We start from the raw sequence: 18,851 nt of genomic DNA on the forward strand, positions 1-18,851 counted from the left end.
AAAGAACAGAAGAATGGTTTCAAGCACGGTTAGGCAAAGTCACCGCTTCAAACATTTACAACATACTCAGTAAAACAGCTAAAGGAACACCCACAAGCAAATATGAGGATTACAAAATCAAACTCATTACAGAACGTCTAACGGGTCAAACAAGCCCCTATTATGAAACAGAAGATATGAGATGGGGCATTGAAAATGAAGAAGATGCCTTGAGAGAATATGCATTCATTTATGATACACAAGTCACTCAATGCGGCTTTATCCAACACCCTACAATTCAAATGGCGGGGGCTAGCCCTGATGGACTGATTGATGAAGATGGGTTAATCGAAATCAAATGCCCTAGATCTACTAATCATATGCGTTTCATTATCGATAATGAGATCAAACCGGAATATCTTGCACAAATGCAATTCCAAATGGCTTGTACGAGGCGCAAATGGTGTGATTTTATCAGTTATGACCCACGTTTTACGGGCAATTCATCTCTCTTTCGTATGAAAATCAAACGCATTCACCGTGATGACAAACAAATTGAACAAATCAATCAAGCGGTTGAAAGCTTTTTAGCAGAAATAGAACAAGACATGAAAAAGATCTTGACCAAAGCTGCTTAACCTCATGGGGGTGCTTTGTTCATTGCATGCCTCCTAGCACCCCCGCCCTTTCATAACAAATTTCAATCAATGCGTGATTCATGCCACGGGTGAATTGCACTTCAAATTAGGGAGAAAAGATATGGCGCCACGACCAGCTATCATAACCCAGCCAACCATTGCACGGGCTTTAAGAGAAGCTAAAAAGCAAGGGTGCGAACTCATAGAAATCAAACCTACCGGCGAACTGCTTATCTATCTTAAAGACAATATCCCATTACCAAACTCAACTAATCATTCTGACAAATCATGGAACTTGTTACCTAATGATTATGATATTGTCTTATAGGGTTCACCATGCCAAAACCATGCCCCCCTCATCTTGTCAAAGAAGTTACACGTCATGGTAGAATTATATGGTATGTACGCATTGGTCATGGACCACGTCGTAGAGTACATGGAACCTATGGAACGCAAGAGTTTGTTGACAATTACAAAAACGCTCTTGCCGAATTACAAGGCATAATCCCTCCAAAGCCTAAAACCGGTAAACTTACTGAAGGTTCATTTGCGTGGCTGCTTAAACAGTATTTTAATAGTGTTAATTGGCATAGCCTCGCTAAAGCTACAAAAAGACAAAAAGAACTCATTCTTATGAAGGTATGTGATAGCATAGGAAACATTCCATACCAAGCAATTGATAAGAAGCATATTATAGCCGGTGTGGAACGGCGTAAAGATACACCAGCAACAGCCAGGAATTTTTTGAAAGCACTCAATGGACTTTTTAATTGGGCGATTGAACAAGGTCTTTTGGAAAGTAATCCAACAGTAGGTGTTAAGAGACCTCCTCTCAAAAACAAAGAAGGCTTTCCTGCTTGGACAGAAGAAGATGTTGAGAAATATTATCAAAAATGGCATCATGGTACGCATGAACGCGTATGGATTGATGTCCTCTTATATACGGGCTTACGTCGTGGTGATGCTGTTCGCATTGGCTGGAAAGACGTTAAAGATAATATCATTCACCTCAAAACAGAGAAAAGCAAATTCCAAACAGATGTTTTTCTGCCTATTTTACCAGAACTAGCCAAAACTTTTGAAGCTGGTCCTATTGGTGATGAAACATTCATCTGTAGTAAAATTAATCAAAAGTTCACAAAAGAAAGTTTTGGCAATACATTTAGAGACGCTTGTAATGCGGCTGGAATTAAAAAATCAGCACACGGTTTGCGAAAATTAGCAGCAACCCGCGCAGCTAACTCTGGCGCAACAGTATCACAACTCAAAGCAATTTTTGGCTGGACAGAAGACCAAATGGCATCTCTTTATACCAAGAGCGCAGATCGTAAAAGACTAGCTCTTGAAGCTATAAAAAAGCTCCAAAAAAATTAGGGATAGAAGCAAAAAAACATAATAGAATTAAGACTCAACTATTCCCTTACATTAAACATAAATATTTTATTTTACTTACTTTTTATTCGCCCCTTGGGCGTACCATACTTCTTTTTCTCTTAAATAACATATTGATTTCTCATATGTTTTTTAGCTTGAGGAGCACTAGAATAAAAGTGAGGGAATAAGATTTTCCAATATGCCTCTACAAAGTGCGTTCTTGGAAAATTACTTATAAAAATGATTTAAATGATTCTAAACCCTCCTAGATTTATCATAGTCTTTTCTATTATAGAGAATAGATTGATTTTGCGTACTCTTTTAAAGTTCAAGAATCCAATTTTGAAGTATGATTTTGTATATCTGCATACACAAAATCATAGAAATTGCTTTATAATTTCTTCCTTTTTCAAGGATGGTGCTATAGTTCACACATCAATAATTAAAAGTGGGAACTCAATCAAAAATAGAATCCCTTTGTAATTCCATCTCGTATTAAGAGAAAATTTACAAGCTATACGAACATACAACATATTGTGTAAGTTTTTGCTTAAAGCTTAGCTCCAGCCCTTATACGTTCTTTTCCTCAAAGTGACTTTATGATCCCCTCTTCATCACAGGGGATTTTTACACCAACAAATCGTGCCTTTACTAAGCTTATATAATAATTGAAAAAACGACCAATAAAATGAAGATATGTTTCTCAAACAATGAAATAAATATTTCACCAACAAAAAATAAATAAAGCCTCTTACCGCAAGTAATATCCACCGAACACATGAACTCCCCAATAAAATTTTCATTTTCTAGAAAGATATATCTTTAATTGATATCATATTCGAAGCATTCTTCATCATTCTTGTTTTTACTTTTCATAACAAGTCTGAAAGTGTTATAAAAAATATAATATTACTTAAACAAAAAAGGACTTCTAATGGCAAAGATCAAAGTAGAAAACCCCGTTGTTGAACTTGATGGGGATGAAATGACCCGGATCATTTGGCAATATATCAAAGACAAATTGATCCATCCTTATCTCGACATTGATCTCAAATATTATGATCTTTCTATCGAGAATCGAGATGCAACTAATGATCAGGTAACGATCGATTCTGCCAATGCTATCAAAAAATATGGAGTTGGCATAAAATGTGCAACTATCACACCAGATGAAGCACGTGTTAAAGAATTCAACTTAAAAAAAATGTGGAAATCACCCAATGGTACAATTCGTAATATCTTAGGGGGAGTTATTTTTCGCGAACCTATTATCTGTAAGAATGTCCCACGTCTCGTACCCAACTGGACAAAACCAATTATTATTGGGCGTCATGCCTTTGGTGATCAGTATAAAGCAACGGATTTTAAATTTCCTAGTAAAGGAAAATTAAGTATTAAATTTGTTGGTGATGACAATCAAGTTATCGAACATGAAGTCTTTGACGCTCCAAGCGCAGGGGTTGCTATGGCTATGTATAACCTTGATGAATCCATCCGCGATTTTGCTCGAGCATCTTTCAATTACGGACTGCAGCGGAATCTTCCAGTTTATCTTTCAACAAAAAACACCATACTAAAAGCTTACGATGGTCGTTTTAAAGACATCTTTCAAGAAATATTTGATATAGAATTTAAAACTGAGTTTGAAAATCGTAAGTTATACTATGAACATCGCCTTATTGATGACATGGTTGCTTCTGCACTTAAATGGTCAGGTGGATATGTCTGGGCATGTAAAAACTATGATGGTGATGTACAATCAGATATCGTTGCTCAAGGCTTTGGTTCTCTTGGGCTCATGACTTCCGTTCTCATGACACCAGATGGTAAAATTGTTGAAGCAGAAGCCGCACATGGTACAGTAACACGCCATTACCGTCAGTATCAAAGAAATGAAGAAACATCAACGAATTCTATTGCATCTATTTTTGCATGGACACGTGGACTAGCGCATCGTGCCAAGTTGGATAATAATGAAAAATTAAAAAACTTTGCCACAACATTAGAAGAGGTTTGTATTAAAACCGTCGAAGAAGGTTTTATGACTAAAGACCTTGCCCTTTTGGTTGGACCTAAACAAAAATGGCTTTCTACAACAGGATTCCTTGATAAAATTAATGAAAATCTTAAAAAAGTAATGGGGTATTAAATTATAATCTCATAGAAATTTCAAAGCTCTGTGCAAGAAGAGCTTTGAATCTCTCTTGGCAAATTCAAAGAGCTGTTTTATAAATTAAGAAAAGTTGGCTTTTTTATAAATAGTAACAACAGTGAAAAAACAAGGTTGGTCTGCACTCTTATGGGGGAAGAATGGTATCCGCTTTTTGACGTTTACAAGTGGTGTGATGTTACACGCCACCAATATTTATATTGTTGTCACTATTTTACCCTCTCTCATAAGTGAGATGAACGGTGATCTTTATTATTCTTGGGTAGCAACTGTTTTTATTATAGCATCACTTCTTGGGACTTCACTTGTAACAAAAATATTAGGGGAAATCGGTCCTCGCAAAGCTTATATTATCTCTGGATTGATCTTTATCGTAGGAACCCTTATATGTAGTCTTGCGTCTACTATGCTTTTATTTTTGATAGGGCGCTTTATTCAAGGATTTGGAAGCGGCTCTTTACTATCCCTTTCCTATTCTATGATACGTATCCTCTGTAATCCATCTGTATGGTCACATGCATTAAGTGTTATCTCCGGAATGTGGGGAGTATCAATCCTGTTAGGACCAGCTATTGGTGGCATTTGCATACATTATGGTGTATGGAGGGCGTCCTTTTGGATCATTGCGGCATTAGCAATCATCTTCTGGATCATAGCCTTTAAAGTTTTACCGAAAGAAAATAAAAATGATATTCCAAAATCTCCATTTCCCCTCGCACAACTCCTCACACTCACTTTGTTGATTTTTATCATTTCCATTGGGGGAGCTATGAATGCTACAATTGCAAAAATCTGCGGGTTAGTAATCGGACTGTGTCTTCTCTTTGTTCTAGCAAAGATCGAAACATTGACACTTCATCCTATGTTACCGCGCAATTCTTTTTCTTTCTCTTCCGAGTTTTTTCCTGTCTATGCATTGATACTTATTACAACTGTAGCCGTATATAGTATCGAGCTTTATTTTCCACTTTTTCTTCAAGAGCTTCATGGACAATCTCCACTGATTGCCGGTTATATAGCATCACTTATGAGTCTTGGTTGGACATGTGGTTCTCTATCAAGCGCTGGTATATCCACAAAAAAAGTTCGCAGCCTCATTATATATTCCCCTCTATTAAATCTTTTGGGCATAAGCATTCTTTTGTGGCTCGTTCCAACAAACACTTCTCCATCTGAATATATTTTTATCATTTGCTGTTCATTATTTACTATCGGGATAAGTGCTGGCATAGCATGGCCACATTTGCTAAAACGAATCTTACAATGTGCAAATGATGAAGATGCTTTACGTGCGAGTGAATCCCTTACCTCTGTACAGCTTTTTTCAGCTGCTTTAAGTGCAGCACTTGCAGGAACAATTACGAATCTTGCTGGTCTTTTTAATCCTGGAGGAGTAGTAGGAATGATTTCAGCCGCAAAAACCCTTCTTGTGGCACTCATTAGTTTTTTATTTTTTCTTGGTATTCCTTTTGCTCTACGTATTTCCTATAGCATATTGAAAAATCCAACAGGACAATCAAAAAGCTGAATAAATAAAAAATATTAAACACGCTTTTCCATAGACCATGAAATGCAAAAAATCACTAATCCACAGAGCGTTAAAACACTTCCAACAATGGCGGTATATTCGTAACTATAGCCCAACTTTAAAACCCATGCTCCAGATTCTGCTCCAAGAGCATTAGCGATATTAAAAGCAGATTGCATTAATGCTCCTGCCAAAATCTGTCCATGAAGAGCAATATCCATGATTTTTGTTTGTATAGAAGGCATAGCAGCAAAAGAAGTACCAACAAAAAAACATCCTAATGCTGCCGTTAACGGAGCATGGGATAAAAAGAAAAACAGAAAAAAAACAAATGTGCTCCAAAGCATAGAAAAAAAGATCATTGGTGAAAGACCAACTTTAACTGAAAATTTAGGTCCTAAAAGATTCCCTACCACCATTCCAAATCCAACTAACGGCATAATAAATGGTACCCACTCAAGCGGAACACCAGAAATATGCATTAATGTTGACTTAATATAAGTAAAAACAGAAAATAATCCTGAGGCTCCAATCGAAACCATCGTTAAAAGAAACCATACTTGTTTTTGCTTTAATGCAGAAAGTTCGCGCAGAGGGCTTGTTTTTGAAAGAAGCAAATCAGAGGGCAAAAACTTGCAAATAAGCAAAAAACATAATAAAGCAAGAGCACCGACAAGAATAAAAGAAATCTGCCAACCAACAAGCTGACCAATCCAAGTTGCACTTGGAGCTCCTAAAACGGTGGCAATTGTTAAACCAAGCATAACATAGCCAACAGCTTTGGAACGTTCATTCATTTCCACCATTGAAGCTGCAACCAGAGTCGCAAGACCAAAATAAATGCCATGGGGAAGACCACTGATAAAGCGTAAGGTTACCAATATGCTAAAATCAGAAAAAAAAGCACTGGCAATATTTGCCAGCGCATAAAAAAACATCAACCCTGCCAAAACAGTTTTACGTGAGAAAGGAGCTGTTGCAACAGCTAAAAGAGGAGCTCCAATCACAACACCCAGTGCATAAGCAGAAATATATTGGCCCGCTGTAGGAATATCAACCAATGAGCTTCGCGCCATCTCTGGCTGTAACCCCATTGCCACAAACTCTGCCGTACCAATAGCAAAACTTCCCACCGCAAGAGCTAAAATTACCAAACACTGTGTATGAGAATCAACCCCTGATGCAAGAAGGTTTTGTTTATGAGAATTTTTCACTATCATCATTTCTATATCATGATATCTCAATTATAAATATCTGTAACGTAGCACAAATAAACTCAGAACCCTCTTACATCTCCATGTAAAGATTTCCAACGTATCATTAAAACATCATCCACAATGAAAATAACAATAGCTTTAGCTTTAAAATGCGTATCTATAAATAGAATTTGTTTTTAAACAATAGAACAAATACAATCTTTCGTAACGAATACAGAACTTCAATTATGCAAATATTCTTATAAAAATAAGCTAAGAACTTAAAAATATTCATTATTTATTTAAAGTTTTCTCACGTACAATTTAAATGAAATCATCTTCATAATCCCCCTCTAAAGGAGAGAGCTTTTTTAAAAATTTCATTTTTTCATAAAAAAACACAAAAATAACTCTATAAAAGCGCAATTTTCATACTTCTTTAAGGCTTTGCTAACCCCTCATTAACATTGTTGCTCTAAACAATCATGAGAAACAGAAATAAACTGTTTTTCTCCGGATCAGGTAGCGCGTACCGGAGTAACAGTTTCTGTTTCCTATTACAATTGCAAAAAGAATATAGTTCGATAAAGTTGTGCATCCATCTTTTATTCAAAGGCAATTTTATGCTTTTAAAAAGCATCTTTCACTTTTCTCTAGTAAAAACTTTTAATACAAAACAAATTGAACAATATGAAAAAGTAGATACCATGTGCATGGGGATTAACTCTTTAGCGTCCTTGCGCCCATAAAGCACGGGTTTCAGCACAAAAATCAGCATAACACCCTTCCTCAATAGCATCACGAATTCCTTGCATAAGTTGTTGATAGTAAAAAAGATTATTCCAAGTCAACAACATACCACCAAGAGATTCACCAGATTTGATCAAATGATGTAAATAAGCACAACTATAATCATTTGCCGCAGGACAAAGGGACTGTGGATCAAGAGGAAGGGGATCTTCCGCATAACGCGCATTACGTAAATTAATTCTTCCAAAACGTGTAAATGCCAAACCATGACGCCCCGCACGCGTCGGCATAACACAATCAAACATATCAATACCACGAGCAACGCTTTGTAAAATATCATCAGGTGTTCCAACTCCCATGAGATAACGTGGCTTATCTTCTGGCAAAATCGGACAAGTAACATCCAATACAGCAGTCATAACATTCTGCGGTTCACCAACAGCGAGCCCTCCAATAGCATAGCCTTTCAAGTTCATCTCTTTTAATGCTTGGGCAGAACGTTCACGCAATTTCATATTATCACCACCTTGAACGATACCAAACAATGCTTTTTCTGGCTGATCACCAAAAGCTGTTTTACAACGCTGTGCCCACCGCAATGAAAGTTCCATAGCAGCTTCTATTTCTTTTTCACTTGCAGGTAATGCAATACATTGATCCAATTGCATCTGGATATCCGCATTAAGAAGCCCCTGAATTTCGATAGAACGCTCTGGACTCATTTCATAATACGCTCCATTAATATATGAGCGAAATATCACACTTTGTTCAGTAATTTTGCGGATTCCCTCCAATGACATAACCTGAAACCCACCAGAATCAGTTAAAATAGGTCCAAACCAGCGTGAAAATTCATGTAATCCTCCTAAACGAGCAACACGCTCGGCTCCTGGACGCAACATTAAATGATATGTATTGCCCAAAATAATATCTGCTCCAAGAGCACGTATCTGGTCCATATACATAGCTTTAACAGTTCCTGCCGTCCCAACTGGCATGAATGCAGGTGTACGAATAGCCCCACGACCTGTTATAATTTCACCACGACGGGCAGAGCCATCTTGAGCAATCTTTCTATAATGAAATGTTTTTATCATCACTCTCGTCTTTTTACTTCCATAGTTTCATACTGCCATAGAAAGAAAAGCTATACCTCTCTTCAGAGGTAGCATCATAAACTTTATGGATTGATTCTCGATTTGCTAAACAATGTCACTAGCATAAAAAATGAAACGAGATAAAGAAATCTTCACGACCAAGTCATGATCACAATCAACGTAATAATTTCCATTTCTCAGAATGACCTAACAACATTACACGCCAAGATATCCATGCTCGCCTACTATAAATTTTAGAGAGTTGTGAGATTTTTTTTAACAACAACAATTCTCCCTTTCACATACTTTCACTACCGATAATAGCTAGAAAGTTTTGTCTTGAGAGAAAAAGCCTCTAAAATATTGCACAGAGATTCGAATAGATTTTAGTTTCACAGGAAAAATAACGTCTATATATAAATGTAAATAGCCTAAAGCTTCTCTGTCATCGCCTCATAAATGTAAATTCTCGTAAAGAATAGCCTGTCAATTTTTTACAAATAAAAAAGCTTTATACTATCATTTTAATCTTCCATCACACTATAATTACGATATGAATAAAATAATATGTTACATTGAAAAAGCACATTATTTTGATATGAAAAGTATATCTCAGATCTATACTCCAATTACCGTATATCATTTAGATGAAGGCTTGCGTTCATCTAAAAATGCAAAAATGAAAAGCTTTTTTTGTCCTCTTTCAAGAAACACAAAGCAAAATTACCATTTGTTCAAACAAATGTATCCAATGCAAATGATTACATGCGGTCATTGCTTAGAAAATTCCACTTACATAAAAAAATACATTTCAACCAACGCACCTGAAATATAAAAGTGGCTATAAAAACAATAAGTTCTAAATATTTATTGTTGAATAAGTTAATCTTATCAAAATGACAAGCAAGTGGCTTCACACAAACATTAAATCTTATGCATGCTCTCTTACAGCATGATATTTACCAACACTAAAAAACACCATGCCGTGAGCTCATTAGCTCTAAAAGGAACAAAGCTTAATGCGCGAAAAGATACACTAGATCCTCTTATGGATTAAAATTAGGACAATTATTCTTCACAATACACACGACAACAATCAGATGAAATCACCTTCCATAGTGCTTTTACAACTGAAAGGAATAAACCTATTCTATATCCGCAGCAATTGTAGCTTTAATGATTGCGTCAGGATCGACAACAGGTTCACCGCGTTTAATTTGATCAATATTCTCCATACCTTCAAGAACCTGTCCCCATATGGAATATTGACGATCAAGCCAAGGAGCATCGGCAAAGCAAATAAAAAACTGTGAATTAGCAGAATTGGGATCCTGGCTGCGTGCCATAGAAACCGTACCACGTTTATGAGAGAGATTCGAAAACTCTGCTGTTAAATTAGGTTTCTCTGAACCACCCATGCCCGCACATGATAAATTAAATTTTTCACCGTCCTTTTTGCCAAATTGCACATCACCAGTTTGCGCCATAAAACCATCGATAACACGGTGGAAAATGACGTTATCATAAGCCCCTTCACGCACAAGCTCTTTAATACGTGCAACATGACCAGGAGCTAAATCAGCAAAAAGTCCAACAGTCACCCTACCCTTGGTTGTTTCAAGAATTAAAGTATTTTCTAAATCTCTCATTTCGGCCATGGCTAATCTCCTTTAATTCATCTATCAGCTTGCAAAACAGCAGCATTAATAACATCAGGATTTGTTACAGATCCATTATTACTTGTAGACCCTTTTTTAATTTGATCAACAACATCCATTCCCTTTATGACTTCTCCAACAACCGTATACTGACCATTTAAAAAAGCAGCATCAGCAAAACAAATGAAGAATTGAGAATTAGCGGAATTTGGATCTTGTGAGCGTGCCATACCAACAGTACCACGCTTAAATGGCTGTTTTGAAAACTCTGCTGGTATATTGGGGTAATTGGAACCTCCCATACCAACACGTTTAAGATCAAAATCTACCCCACCCTTTTTTCCAAACTTTACATCACCAGTCTGTGCCATAAAGTCTGGGATAACACGGTGAAAGACAACATTGTTATAAGCACCTTCTCTTGTTAATTTTTTGATTTGTGCAACATGTTTTGGCGCGAGATCAGGACGAAGACGTATCACCACATCACCATTTTTGAGGGATAAAACAAGCACGTTAGAGTTATCAGTCGCGTTAGAATTATTTGCCACAGCGCTCAATGAAAAAAAACAAAAAAGACATGTCAAAACAGCAAAAAACCTAAGATACATCATCATTCTCTCCTGAAAATTGAAATTTTAAGCCCAAAGCTCTGGCAATATTTGCAGGCACAAAGGACGTCACATCACCTCCCATAGAAGCGATCTGGCGTACCAATGTAGAAGTTATGCCCCGCCCAGAAACACTCGCTGGCAAAAAAACCGTTTGTAATTCAGGAGCCATGATACTGTTCATCGCCGCCATTTGCATTTCATAATCAAAATCAGTGCCATCACGCAACCCGCGAATAAGAAAGGAAGCACCAATTTCACGCGCCTTATCAATCAAAAGAGTATCAAATGAAATAACTCGTAAGCGGTCAGGATCTACACCTAACAACTCTTTTCCTGCCTCAATAATTAAAGCAACACGCTCTTCAAAACTAAAAAGTGGTTCTTTTTTAGCCTGTACCCCTATAGCCACGATCACCTTATCAGCTAAAGCAAAACTGGCTTGTAAAATATCAAGATGACCATTTGTAAAAGGATCGAAGGAACCTGCATAAAGAGCAATTTTTTCCATTTCACTCTACACTTTTCAACATTATCTCTTCTCGCTCACATCAACCGTATCAGAATGTTTTCCTGCCTCATCATCTAATTGGTTATCATCATCTTCGGCTTCAGAAATACGTTCAACGGATACGACTTTTTCGCCTTCTGCTGTATTAAAAATCGTCACGCCCTTAGTTGAACGCCCCGCTATACGAATACCCTCAACAGGAACACGAATAAGCTGCCCTCCATCTGATACCAACATAATTTGGTCTTGCGCATTCACCGGAAAAGCCGCCACTAATTTGCCGATTTCAGCCGTTTTAGAGAGATCTGTTGCACGAATTCCTTTTCCGCCACGTCCCGAAATACGGAATTCATAAGATGATGATCGTTTCCCATAACCAAACTCACTCACTGTTAAAAGCATCTGTTCGCGTGCATGAAGTTCTGCATAGCGCTCCTCTGTCAACTCTGTTTCTGCCCCTCCCTCTTCTTCATCAAAAGTGACAATATCATCTGTCTCGGCCTCAGCCCCCACAGCACGGCGCTCATTAATCATACGTTTGACGTAAGCAGAACGCTCAACCGATGTGGCTTCAACATGCTCTAAGAGTGTCATCGAAATGACTTTATCACCATTAGCCAAATTAATACCACGCACTCCAACTGAATTACGCCCTGCAAAAACACGAACCTCAACGACTGGAAAACGAATACACTGTCCATTAGCCGTTATAAGCACGACATCATCATGTTCCGTACAAGTTTCAACCGAAAGAATTTCATCTCCTTCTTCATCAAGTTTCATGGCAATTTTGCCATTACGATTTACCTGAACAAAATCTGATAATTTATTACGACGCACCGTTCCACGAGTCGTTGCAAACATAACATCCAAAGCACTCCAACGTGCTTCATCCTCTGGCAAGGGCATAATCGTTGTTATGCGCTCACCTTGCTGTAGGGGAAGCAGATTAATCAAAGCACGCCCGCGCGACTGCGGTGTACCAAGAGGCAAACGCCAAACTTTTTCTTTATACACAATCCCACGTGATGAAAAGAAAAGAACCGGTGTATGTGTATTCGCCACAAATAATCGCGTAACAAAATCCTCATCCTTTGTAGACATACCAGAACGCCCCTTTCCACCACGGCGCTGCGCACGGTATGTATTGAGAGGAACGCGCTTAATATAACCACTATGGCTTACCGTAACCACCATATCCTCTGGCGCGATCAGATCTTCGCTCTCCATCTCAGCGCTACCAAAACCAAACACAGTACGTCGAGGCGTAGCGAATTCTTCACGAAGAGCATTCAATTCATCTTTCACAATGCCCATGATACGTGAACGCGATGCCAAAATCCCTAAGTAATCAGCAATATCCACGCCGATCTTATTTAATTCATCAGCAATTTCATCCCGCCCCAGTGCTGTCAATCTTTGCAAGCGCAATTCTAAAATAGCGCGCGCCTGCTCTTCTGAAAGATTATAAGTATTGTCCCCGTGGATAATATGACGGGGATCATCAATAAGTTTAATCAAAGGCGCGACATCAGCAGCCGGCCAGCGTCGTTCCATTAATTGCGCACGCGCTGTCTGTGGATCAGGAGCTTTACGAATAAGCGCTATAATTTCATCAATATTGGCAACAGCAAGAGCAAGACCAACCAAAACATGGGCACGCTCGCGTGCTTTACGCAAAAGATATTTTGTCCGCCGGCTGACAACCTCTTCACGGAAAGAAACGAATGCACGAAGCATATCAAGCAACGTCATCTGTTCAGGTTTTCCACCGTTTAATGCCACCATATTACAACCAAAAGAAGTTTGCAGTGGCGTATAACGATACAATTGGTTCAAAACAATTTCTGCAACAGCATCTTTTTTGAGTTCAATAACAACGCGATATCCATCACGATCAGATTCATCACGCAAATCAGCAATTCCTTCAATGCGTTTATCGCGCACCAATTCAGCCATTTTCTCGATCATCGTTGCTTTATTAACTTGATAAGGAATTTCACTCACAATAATTGCCTGCCGACCACTGCGAATTTCTTCGATATCAACTTTAGCGCGCATAATAATGGAACCACGCCCTGTTTCATAAGCCGCACGAACACCAGAATGGCCAAGGATGATACCACCTGTAGGGAAATCAGGACCCGGAATAATTTCAATAATTTTATCAAGTGTGATATTGGGATCATCAATCAAGGCAATACAACCATTCACAACTTCACCAAGATTATGGGGAGGAATATTGGTTGCCATTCCTACAGCAATACCACCTGATCCGTTAACCAAAAGATTAGGGAAACGTGCTGGTAAGACGACCGGTTCACGCTCACGCCCATCATAATTATCCTGAAAATCAACCGTTTCTTTATCAATATCTGCTAATAGCTCTTGTGAAACTTTTTCTAAGCGACATTCTGTATAACGCATTGCTGCCGGCGGATCACCATCAACAGAACCAAAATTTCCTTGACCATCGATCAAGGGATTTCTCAAAGAGAAGTCCTGTGCCATACGCACCAAAGCATCATAAATTGAAGCATCACCATGGGGATGGAACTTCCCCATAACCTCACCAACAACCCCTGCAGACTTACGATAAGGCTTATTAAAAGAAAGTCCCATTTCATTCATGGCATGAAGAATACGCCGATGAACAGGTTTGAGACCATCACGTACATCAGGAAGTGCACGCGAAACAATCACGCTCATCGCATAATCGAGATAAGAGCGTTGCATTTCATCAATAATACTGATCGGTTCAATACCGTTCAGCATATCACGTTCTGGATGTGGAGTAAGATCGCTCACAGCTTCAAAACTTTCAAAAAAGAATCATTTCACTTTGTTTATATCGAAAAATGCAAAAAAATGCTAATTTCTCTCCCTCACGAGAAAGGAAATTTAACAATAATTTTCAACATGTTATTTATTTGTATTTAAAACCATAGATAAAATATCCAAGACTTAAATCTCCCCAGACATTAACAATCTTAAAACAAACAACAAAAAGCAGTAATAATACCGTACTCTAAAAATAATTAAAAAGGCACGTCATCATCTAATTTATGTGAAAAACTTTCTTCTGGTTGGTTTTCGTGATGACCAAAAGCATTTTTCTGATTTGGACGACTATCAGCAAAACCACCACTGCCATAACTCATCTGATTTGCCCCTTGCATTTGCTCCCCACCAGCCCCCCCACGTCCATCAAGCATTTGCAATTCACCACGGTATTTTTGCAAAACGATCTCTGTTGTATAACGGTCATTCCCATTTTGATCTTGCCACTTTCGCGTTTGCAACTGACCTTCAATGTAAATTTTGCTGCCTTTTTTTAAATATTGTTCTACAACTTTGATAAGATTTTCGTTAAAAATAACGATACTATGCCACTCGGTTCGCTCTTTTCGTTCATTTGTATTACGATCACGCCAACTCTCTGAAGTAGCAATCCGTAAATTTGCTACTTGATCACCAGAAGTCAAACGGCGGATTTCAGGATCTGCACCAAGATTACCAATCAAAATAACTTTATTAAGGCTACCAGCCATCGCATAAACTCCAAAATTTTAATTTGCAAATAATCTTTTTATATAGCGGTCATTACCCTCTTGACCTTGTCATCTGCACATCTGCAATTGACCTTCAATGTGGATTTTGTTAACCTTTCTAAAATATCGTATCGTGTAATTATAACAAAAGATGATAACAACGCATAGTTTATTCCATCACCAGAGAATAAAAAGCTGTTTTCTAGGTTTTTCTTTCCACAGAACTTACACTCTTTATCCCCTTTGAGCAATTGAACACATTGTAATTCTAAAAAACAGTTTTATCCTATTTGGGATGCTCGATTTTTGTTATACATGCCAAGGACAGAATATGGTTCACCAAAAATACATCTCCATTCGCGGCGCACGTGAACATAATCTTAAAAATATTGATCTCGATCTCCCTCGTGATAAACTCATCGTTATCACAGGACTTTCTGGATCAGGCAAATCATCCTTAGCTTTTGATACAATTTACGCCGAAGGTCAACGCCGTTATGTTGAAAGCCTTTCAGCTTATGCTCGCCAATTTCTCGAAGTGATGCAAAAACCCGATGTTGACCGCATAGATGGTCTTTCTCCCGCTATCTCTATTGAACAAAAGACTACCAGCCGTAACCCTCGTTCAACGGTTGGAACTGTCACTGAAATCTATGACTATATGCGACTTCTCTTTGCACGCATTGGTATTCCTCATTCACCCGCAACAGGACTTCCTATTGAAAGCCAGACAGTCAGCCAAATGGTTGATCAAATTATGAACTTACCAGAAGGGACACGAATTTTTATTATGGCTCCTTTAGTGCGAGGACGAAAAGGAGAATACAAAAAAGAACTCGCAGAGCTTTTAAAAAAAGGCTTTCAACGCGCTAAAGTTGACGGAAAATTCTATGAAATTCCTGATATTCCTTCTCTTGATAAAAAATATAAACATGACATAGATGTGGTGGTAGATCGTATTGTTGTAAACAATGACATTGCCTCTCGTTTAGCAGATAGTATCGAAACCTGTTTAAAGCTAGCAAATGGCATTGCCATTGCTGAAATGGCAGACCAACCTTTAGCACAAAAAGAAACCACAAAGGCATCGGCACATAAGTCAAAAAATGAAACGCACAAACGGCTTATCTTTTCAGAAAAGTTTTCTTGTCCAATCTCTGGATTTTCTATTCCTGAAATTGAGCCACGTCTTTTTTCATTCAATAATCCTTTTGGCGCTTGCCCTCTTTGTGACGGACTTGGCATTAAAAAGGCAATGGATCCCCAAAAAATTGTCCCAAACAAAAATCTTACTTTAAAGAACGGAGCAATTGCCCCTTGGTCGAAATCAACTTCACCATACTACAACCAAACCTTAGAAGCGTTAGGAAAAGTTTATGGATTTAAACTTACCGATAAATGGTGTGTCCTCTCAGATGAAGCACAACAAGCTATCCTTTATGGTACAAAAGGCAAAGAAATCTCCTTTCTTTATAGCAATAATTCAAGCACGCATAAAATGATTCAATATTTTGAAGGAATCATCCCCAATATGGAGCGGCGCTGGAAAGAAACCGATTCAGCGTTTTCACGTGAAGAAATCGAGCGTTATATGTCTTCTTCCCCCTGCTCAGCTTGTCATGGTTACCGCTTAAAACCAGAAGCGCTCGCTGTCAAAATCCACGGCATGCATATTGGGCAAATATCAGAACTTTCTATCCTAAAAGCGGATGATTGGTTTTCCAACATTCATCAATACCTTACTGAAAAACAACGAAATATTGCAATCCGTATTTTAAAAGAAATTCGTGAACGCCTTGCTTTTTTAAACCATGTAGGACTTGAATATCTCACCCTCTCTCGAAGTTCTGGTTCCCTTTCAGGAGGAGAAAGTCAACGGATTCGGTTAGCATCCCAGATTGGCTCTGGTCTGACAGGTGTTCTTTATATTTTAGATGAACCATCCATTGGTTTACACCAACGCGATAATGAACGCCTTCTGACAATGCTGCACCATCTGCGTGATCTTGGCAATACAGTTATCGTTGTTGAACATGATGAAGATGCCATTCGCACAGCAGACCATGTGGTTGATATGGGCCCTGCCGCTGGTGTTCATGGTGGAGAAATCATCGCACAAGGCACACCGCAAGAAATTATAGAAAATCCATCCTCTCTAACAGGGCAATATCTTTCAGGAAAAATGGCTGTGAGTGTCCCTGCCAAACGACGTAAAATATCAAAATCAAAAACACTTAAAATCATTGGAGCGCGTGGAAATAATCTTAAAAATATCAGCACAAATATCCCTCTTGGTACCTTTACATGCATAACAGGTGTTTCAGGTGGCGGAAAATCAACATTTCTCATTGAAACACTTTTCAAAGCAGCATCACATCAGATCATGGGCTCTCATCAAAGCCCCGCAATCTATGACAAAATTGAGGGATTAGAATTTCTCGATAAGGTTATTGATATCAACCAATCACCTATTGGGCGCACACCACGCTCTAATCCTGCAACCTATACAGGTGCATTTACCCCGATTCGTGAGTGGTTTGCCGAACTTCCAGAATCAAAAGCGCGCGGTTATCAAGCTGGGCGTTTTTCATTCAATGTTAAAGGAGGACGCTGTGAAGCATGTCAAGGTGATGGTGTTATCAAAATTGAAATGCATTTTTTACCTGATGTTTATGTTACTTGCGATGTTTGCAAAGGAAAACGCTATAATCGAGAAACACTAGAAGTAAAATTTAAAGAGCAATCTATCGCTGATATTTTGGATATGACTATCGAAAAAGCTGAGGAATTTTTTCAGGCTGTGCCTAGCATTCATAATAAACTGAAAACACTTATTAAAGTAGGTCTCGGTTATATAAAAGTAGGGCAACAAGCCACAACGCTTTCAGGTGGTGAAGCCCAACGTGTAAAACTTGCTAAAGAACTCTCACGCAAAACAACAGGACGTACCCTCTACATTTTGGATGAACCAACCACAGGTCTCCATTTCCATGATATTTCTAAACTCCTCGAAGTACTCCATGAACTCGTCGAGCAAGGCAATACAGTTCTCGTCATTGAACATAATCTTGAAGTTATAAAAACAGCTGACTGGATTATAGATCTAGGACCAGAAGGTGGAGATCGTGGAGGTGAAATCGTTGCCGTTGGACGTCCTGAAGATATTATTCATGTTCCTGCCTCCTATACGGGAAAATTTCTGAAAGAAATTTTGCTGCGCCGGCCATATAATCCCAACTCTTAAAGAGGTTTCTATTATAAAATGGGGATATGGTACAATGAAGAAAAAGTACACATTTTCTTATTATGTTATTTTCTCCTTGATAAACCTTGGAAATATATTTTTTTAGAAAAAATAAGAATATTTTACTTTATGCTATAAGTAAAACGCTCTCCTAAAAACCTCTTAAGCAATATAATTTTCGACTTTCTATGTGTAAATTGTGTACAAGCTATCTGTTGGACATCTTATAGTTGTCAATGTAATGTGATGCAGTCTAAAAAGACCAAATAACGTTGGAGATAATTTCAGCATGAAAAAAAAAGACCATACAGAGCTCGATCACGATGCTGAATCTGTTGTTCATTTTCTACCTAAAATAAAGATTGGAATTGTTATTGCCAATGAAAAGCTAAAACAAGCCGTTAATACAATACGTAAAGCAGCCCAAACAAAACATAGAGGAGATGGAAAAATATTGTTTTTTCCATTGATGATACTGTCCCTATAGGCACTAGCGATTCTGGAAGAGATGCCCTTTGACAAATAATGACAAAACTTTTATCCA

Annotated in this window: 13 protein-coding genes and 1 pseudogene; 7 read left to right on the forward strand and 7 right to left on the reverse strand. The window is 38.2% G+C overall.

The features are described from left to right. The 5 genes from PVV64_RS08010 to PVV64_RS08030 all read left to right on the forward strand — a co-directional run. Positions 1–617, forward strand: a 617-nt coding sequence (locus PVV64_RS08010; RefSeq protein ID WP_273760528.1) for a lambda exonuclease family protein, incomplete at its 5' end; no start/stop codon positions are given. 121 nt (positions 618–738) lie between these two features. Next, a complete protein-coding gene (locus PVV64_RS08015) occupies positions 739–945 on the forward strand; it encodes a hypothetical protein (RefSeq protein WP_273760529.1) in 207 nt (68 codons plus the stop codon). 8 nt (positions 946–953) lie between these two features. After that, positions 954–1,991 (forward strand): tyrosine-type recombinase/integrase, encoded by a 1,038-nt coding sequence (locus PVV64_RS08020; RefSeq protein WP_273760530.1) that lies wholly within the window; start codon positions 954–956, stop codon positions 1,989–1,991. A 934-nt stretch (positions 1,992–2,925) separates the two neighbouring features. Further along, a complete protein-coding gene (locus tag PVV64_RS08025) occupies positions 2,926–4,140 on the forward strand; it encodes an NADP-dependent isocitrate dehydrogenase (RefSeq protein ID WP_273760531.1) in 1,215 nt (404 codons plus the stop codon). A gap of 121 nt (positions 4,141–4,261) precedes the next feature. Beyond that, positions 4,262–5,689: an MFS transporter gene (locus tag PVV64_RS08030; protein WP_273760532.1), complete on the forward strand. Its 1,428-nt coding sequence runs from the start codon at positions 4,262–4,264 to the stop codon at positions 5,687–5,689. 14 nt (positions 5,690–5,703) lie between these two features. Here the strand turns inward: PVV64_RS08030 and PVV64_RS08035 are convergent, their stop codons facing one another. From PVV64_RS08035 to ssb, 7 genes are all read right to left on the reverse strand, one after another. After that, positions 5,704–6,912: an MFS transporter gene (locus PVV64_RS08035; RefSeq protein WP_273760533.1), complete on the reverse strand. Its 1,209-nt coding sequence runs from the start codon at positions 6,910–6,912 to the stop codon at positions 5,704–5,706. A 701-nt stretch (positions 6,913–7,613) separates the two neighbouring features. Continuing rightward, on the reverse strand, positions 7,614–8,732 hold the full coding sequence (gene tgt, locus PVV64_RS08040) for a tRNA guanosine(34) transglycosylase Tgt (protein WP_273760535.1): 1,119 nt from the start codon (positions 8,730–8,732) through the stop codon (positions 7,614–7,616). A gap of 1,145 nt (positions 8,733–9,877) precedes the next feature. Beyond that, a complete protein-coding gene (locus tag PVV64_RS08045; RefSeq protein WP_273760537.1) occupies positions 9,878–10,390 on the reverse strand; it encodes a peptidylprolyl isomerase in 513 nt (170 codons plus the stop codon). A 17-nt stretch (positions 10,391–10,407) separates the two neighbouring features. Next, positions 10,408–11,001 (reverse strand): peptidylprolyl isomerase, encoded by a 594-nt coding sequence (locus PVV64_RS08050; RefSeq protein ID WP_273760570.1) that lies wholly within the window; start codon positions 10,999–11,001, stop codon positions 10,408–10,410. Beyond that, positions 10,991–11,512, reverse strand: coding sequence for a pantetheine-phosphate adenylyltransferase (gene coaD / locus PVV64_RS08055; protein ID WP_273760538.1), 522 nt, complete (start codon positions 11,510–11,512; stop codon positions 10,991–10,993). The genes PVV64_RS08050 and coaD overlap by 11 nt, the downstream gene beginning before the upstream one ends. A 21-nt stretch (positions 11,513–11,533) precedes the next feature. Next, entirely contained in the window at positions 11,534–14,320 is a 2,787-nt protein-coding gene (gyrA, locus tag PVV64_RS08060) for a DNA gyrase subunit A (protein WP_273760539.1), read from the reverse strand. A gap of 230 nt (positions 14,321–14,550) precedes the next feature. Next, the gene (gene ssb / locus PVV64_RS08065; RefSeq protein WP_273760540.1) at positions 14,551–15,063 is read right to left on the reverse strand and encodes a single-stranded DNA-binding protein; all 513 of its coding nucleotides are present in this window, start codon (positions 15,061–15,063) and stop codon (positions 14,551–14,553) included. 331 nt (positions 15,064–15,394) lie between these two features. Between ssb and uvrA the strand changes: the two genes are divergently transcribed. Together uvrA and PVV64_RS08075 are read left to right on the forward strand one after the other, a co-directional pair. Next, a complete protein-coding gene (gene uvrA / locus PVV64_RS08070) occupies positions 15,395–18,307 on the forward strand; it encodes an excinuclease ABC subunit UvrA (protein WP_273760541.1) in 2,913 nt (970 codons plus the stop codon). A gap of 292 nt (positions 18,308–18,599) precedes the next feature. Continuing rightward, positions 18,600–18,826: pseudogene (locus PVV64_RS08075) on the forward strand (P-II family nitrogen regulator); the annotation flags it as partial. Positions 18,827–18,851 lie beyond the last annotated feature (25 nt).

It is taken from the genome of Bartonella sp. ML70XJBT.G (genome assembly GCF_028618575.1).
In the GTDB taxonomy this organism is placed as follows: Bacteria; Pseudomonadota; Alphaproteobacteria; order Rhizobiales; family Rhizobiaceae; genus Bartonella.

Bases quoted from the DNA above. Each gene is read 5' to 3' on its own strand.
- tgt (WP_273760535.1), bottom strand. From the start codon at position 8,732: ATGATAAAAACATTTCATTATAGAAAGATTGCTCAAGATGGCTCTGCC.
- ssb (WP_273760540.1), bottom strand. From the start codon at position 15,063: ATGGCTGGTAGCCTTAATAAAGTTATTTTGATTGGTAATCTTGGTGCA.
- PVV64_RS08035 (WP_273760533.1), bottom strand. From the start codon at position 6,912: ATGATGATAGTGAAAAATTCTCATAAACAAAACCTTCTTGCATCAGGG.
- PVV64_RS08045 (WP_273760537.1), bottom strand. From the start codon at position 10,390: ATGGCCGAAATGAGAGATTTAGAAAATACTTTAATTCTTGAAACAACC.
- coaD (WP_273760538.1), bottom strand. From the start codon at position 11,512: ATGGAAAAAATTGCTCTTTATGCAGGTTCCTTCGATCCTTTTACAAAT.
- PVV64_RS08020 (WP_273760530.1), top strand. From the start codon at position 954: ATGCCAAAACCATGCCCCCCTCATCTTGTCAAAGAAGTTACACGTCAT.
- PVV64_RS08025 (WP_273760531.1), top strand. From the start codon at position 2,926: ATGGCAAAGATCAAAGTAGAAAACCCCGTTGTTGAACTTGATGGGGAT.
- uvrA (WP_273760541.1), top strand. From the start codon at position 15,395: ATGGTTCACCAAAAATACATCTCCATTCGCGGCGCACGTGAACATAAT.
- PVV64_RS08015 (WP_273760529.1), top strand. From the start codon at position 739: ATGGCGCCACGACCAGCTATCATAACCCAGCCAACCATTGCACGGGCT.
- PVV64_RS08050 (WP_273760570.1), bottom strand. From the start codon at position 11,001: ATGTATCTTAGGTTTTTTGCTGTTTTGACATGTCTTTTTTGTTTTTTT.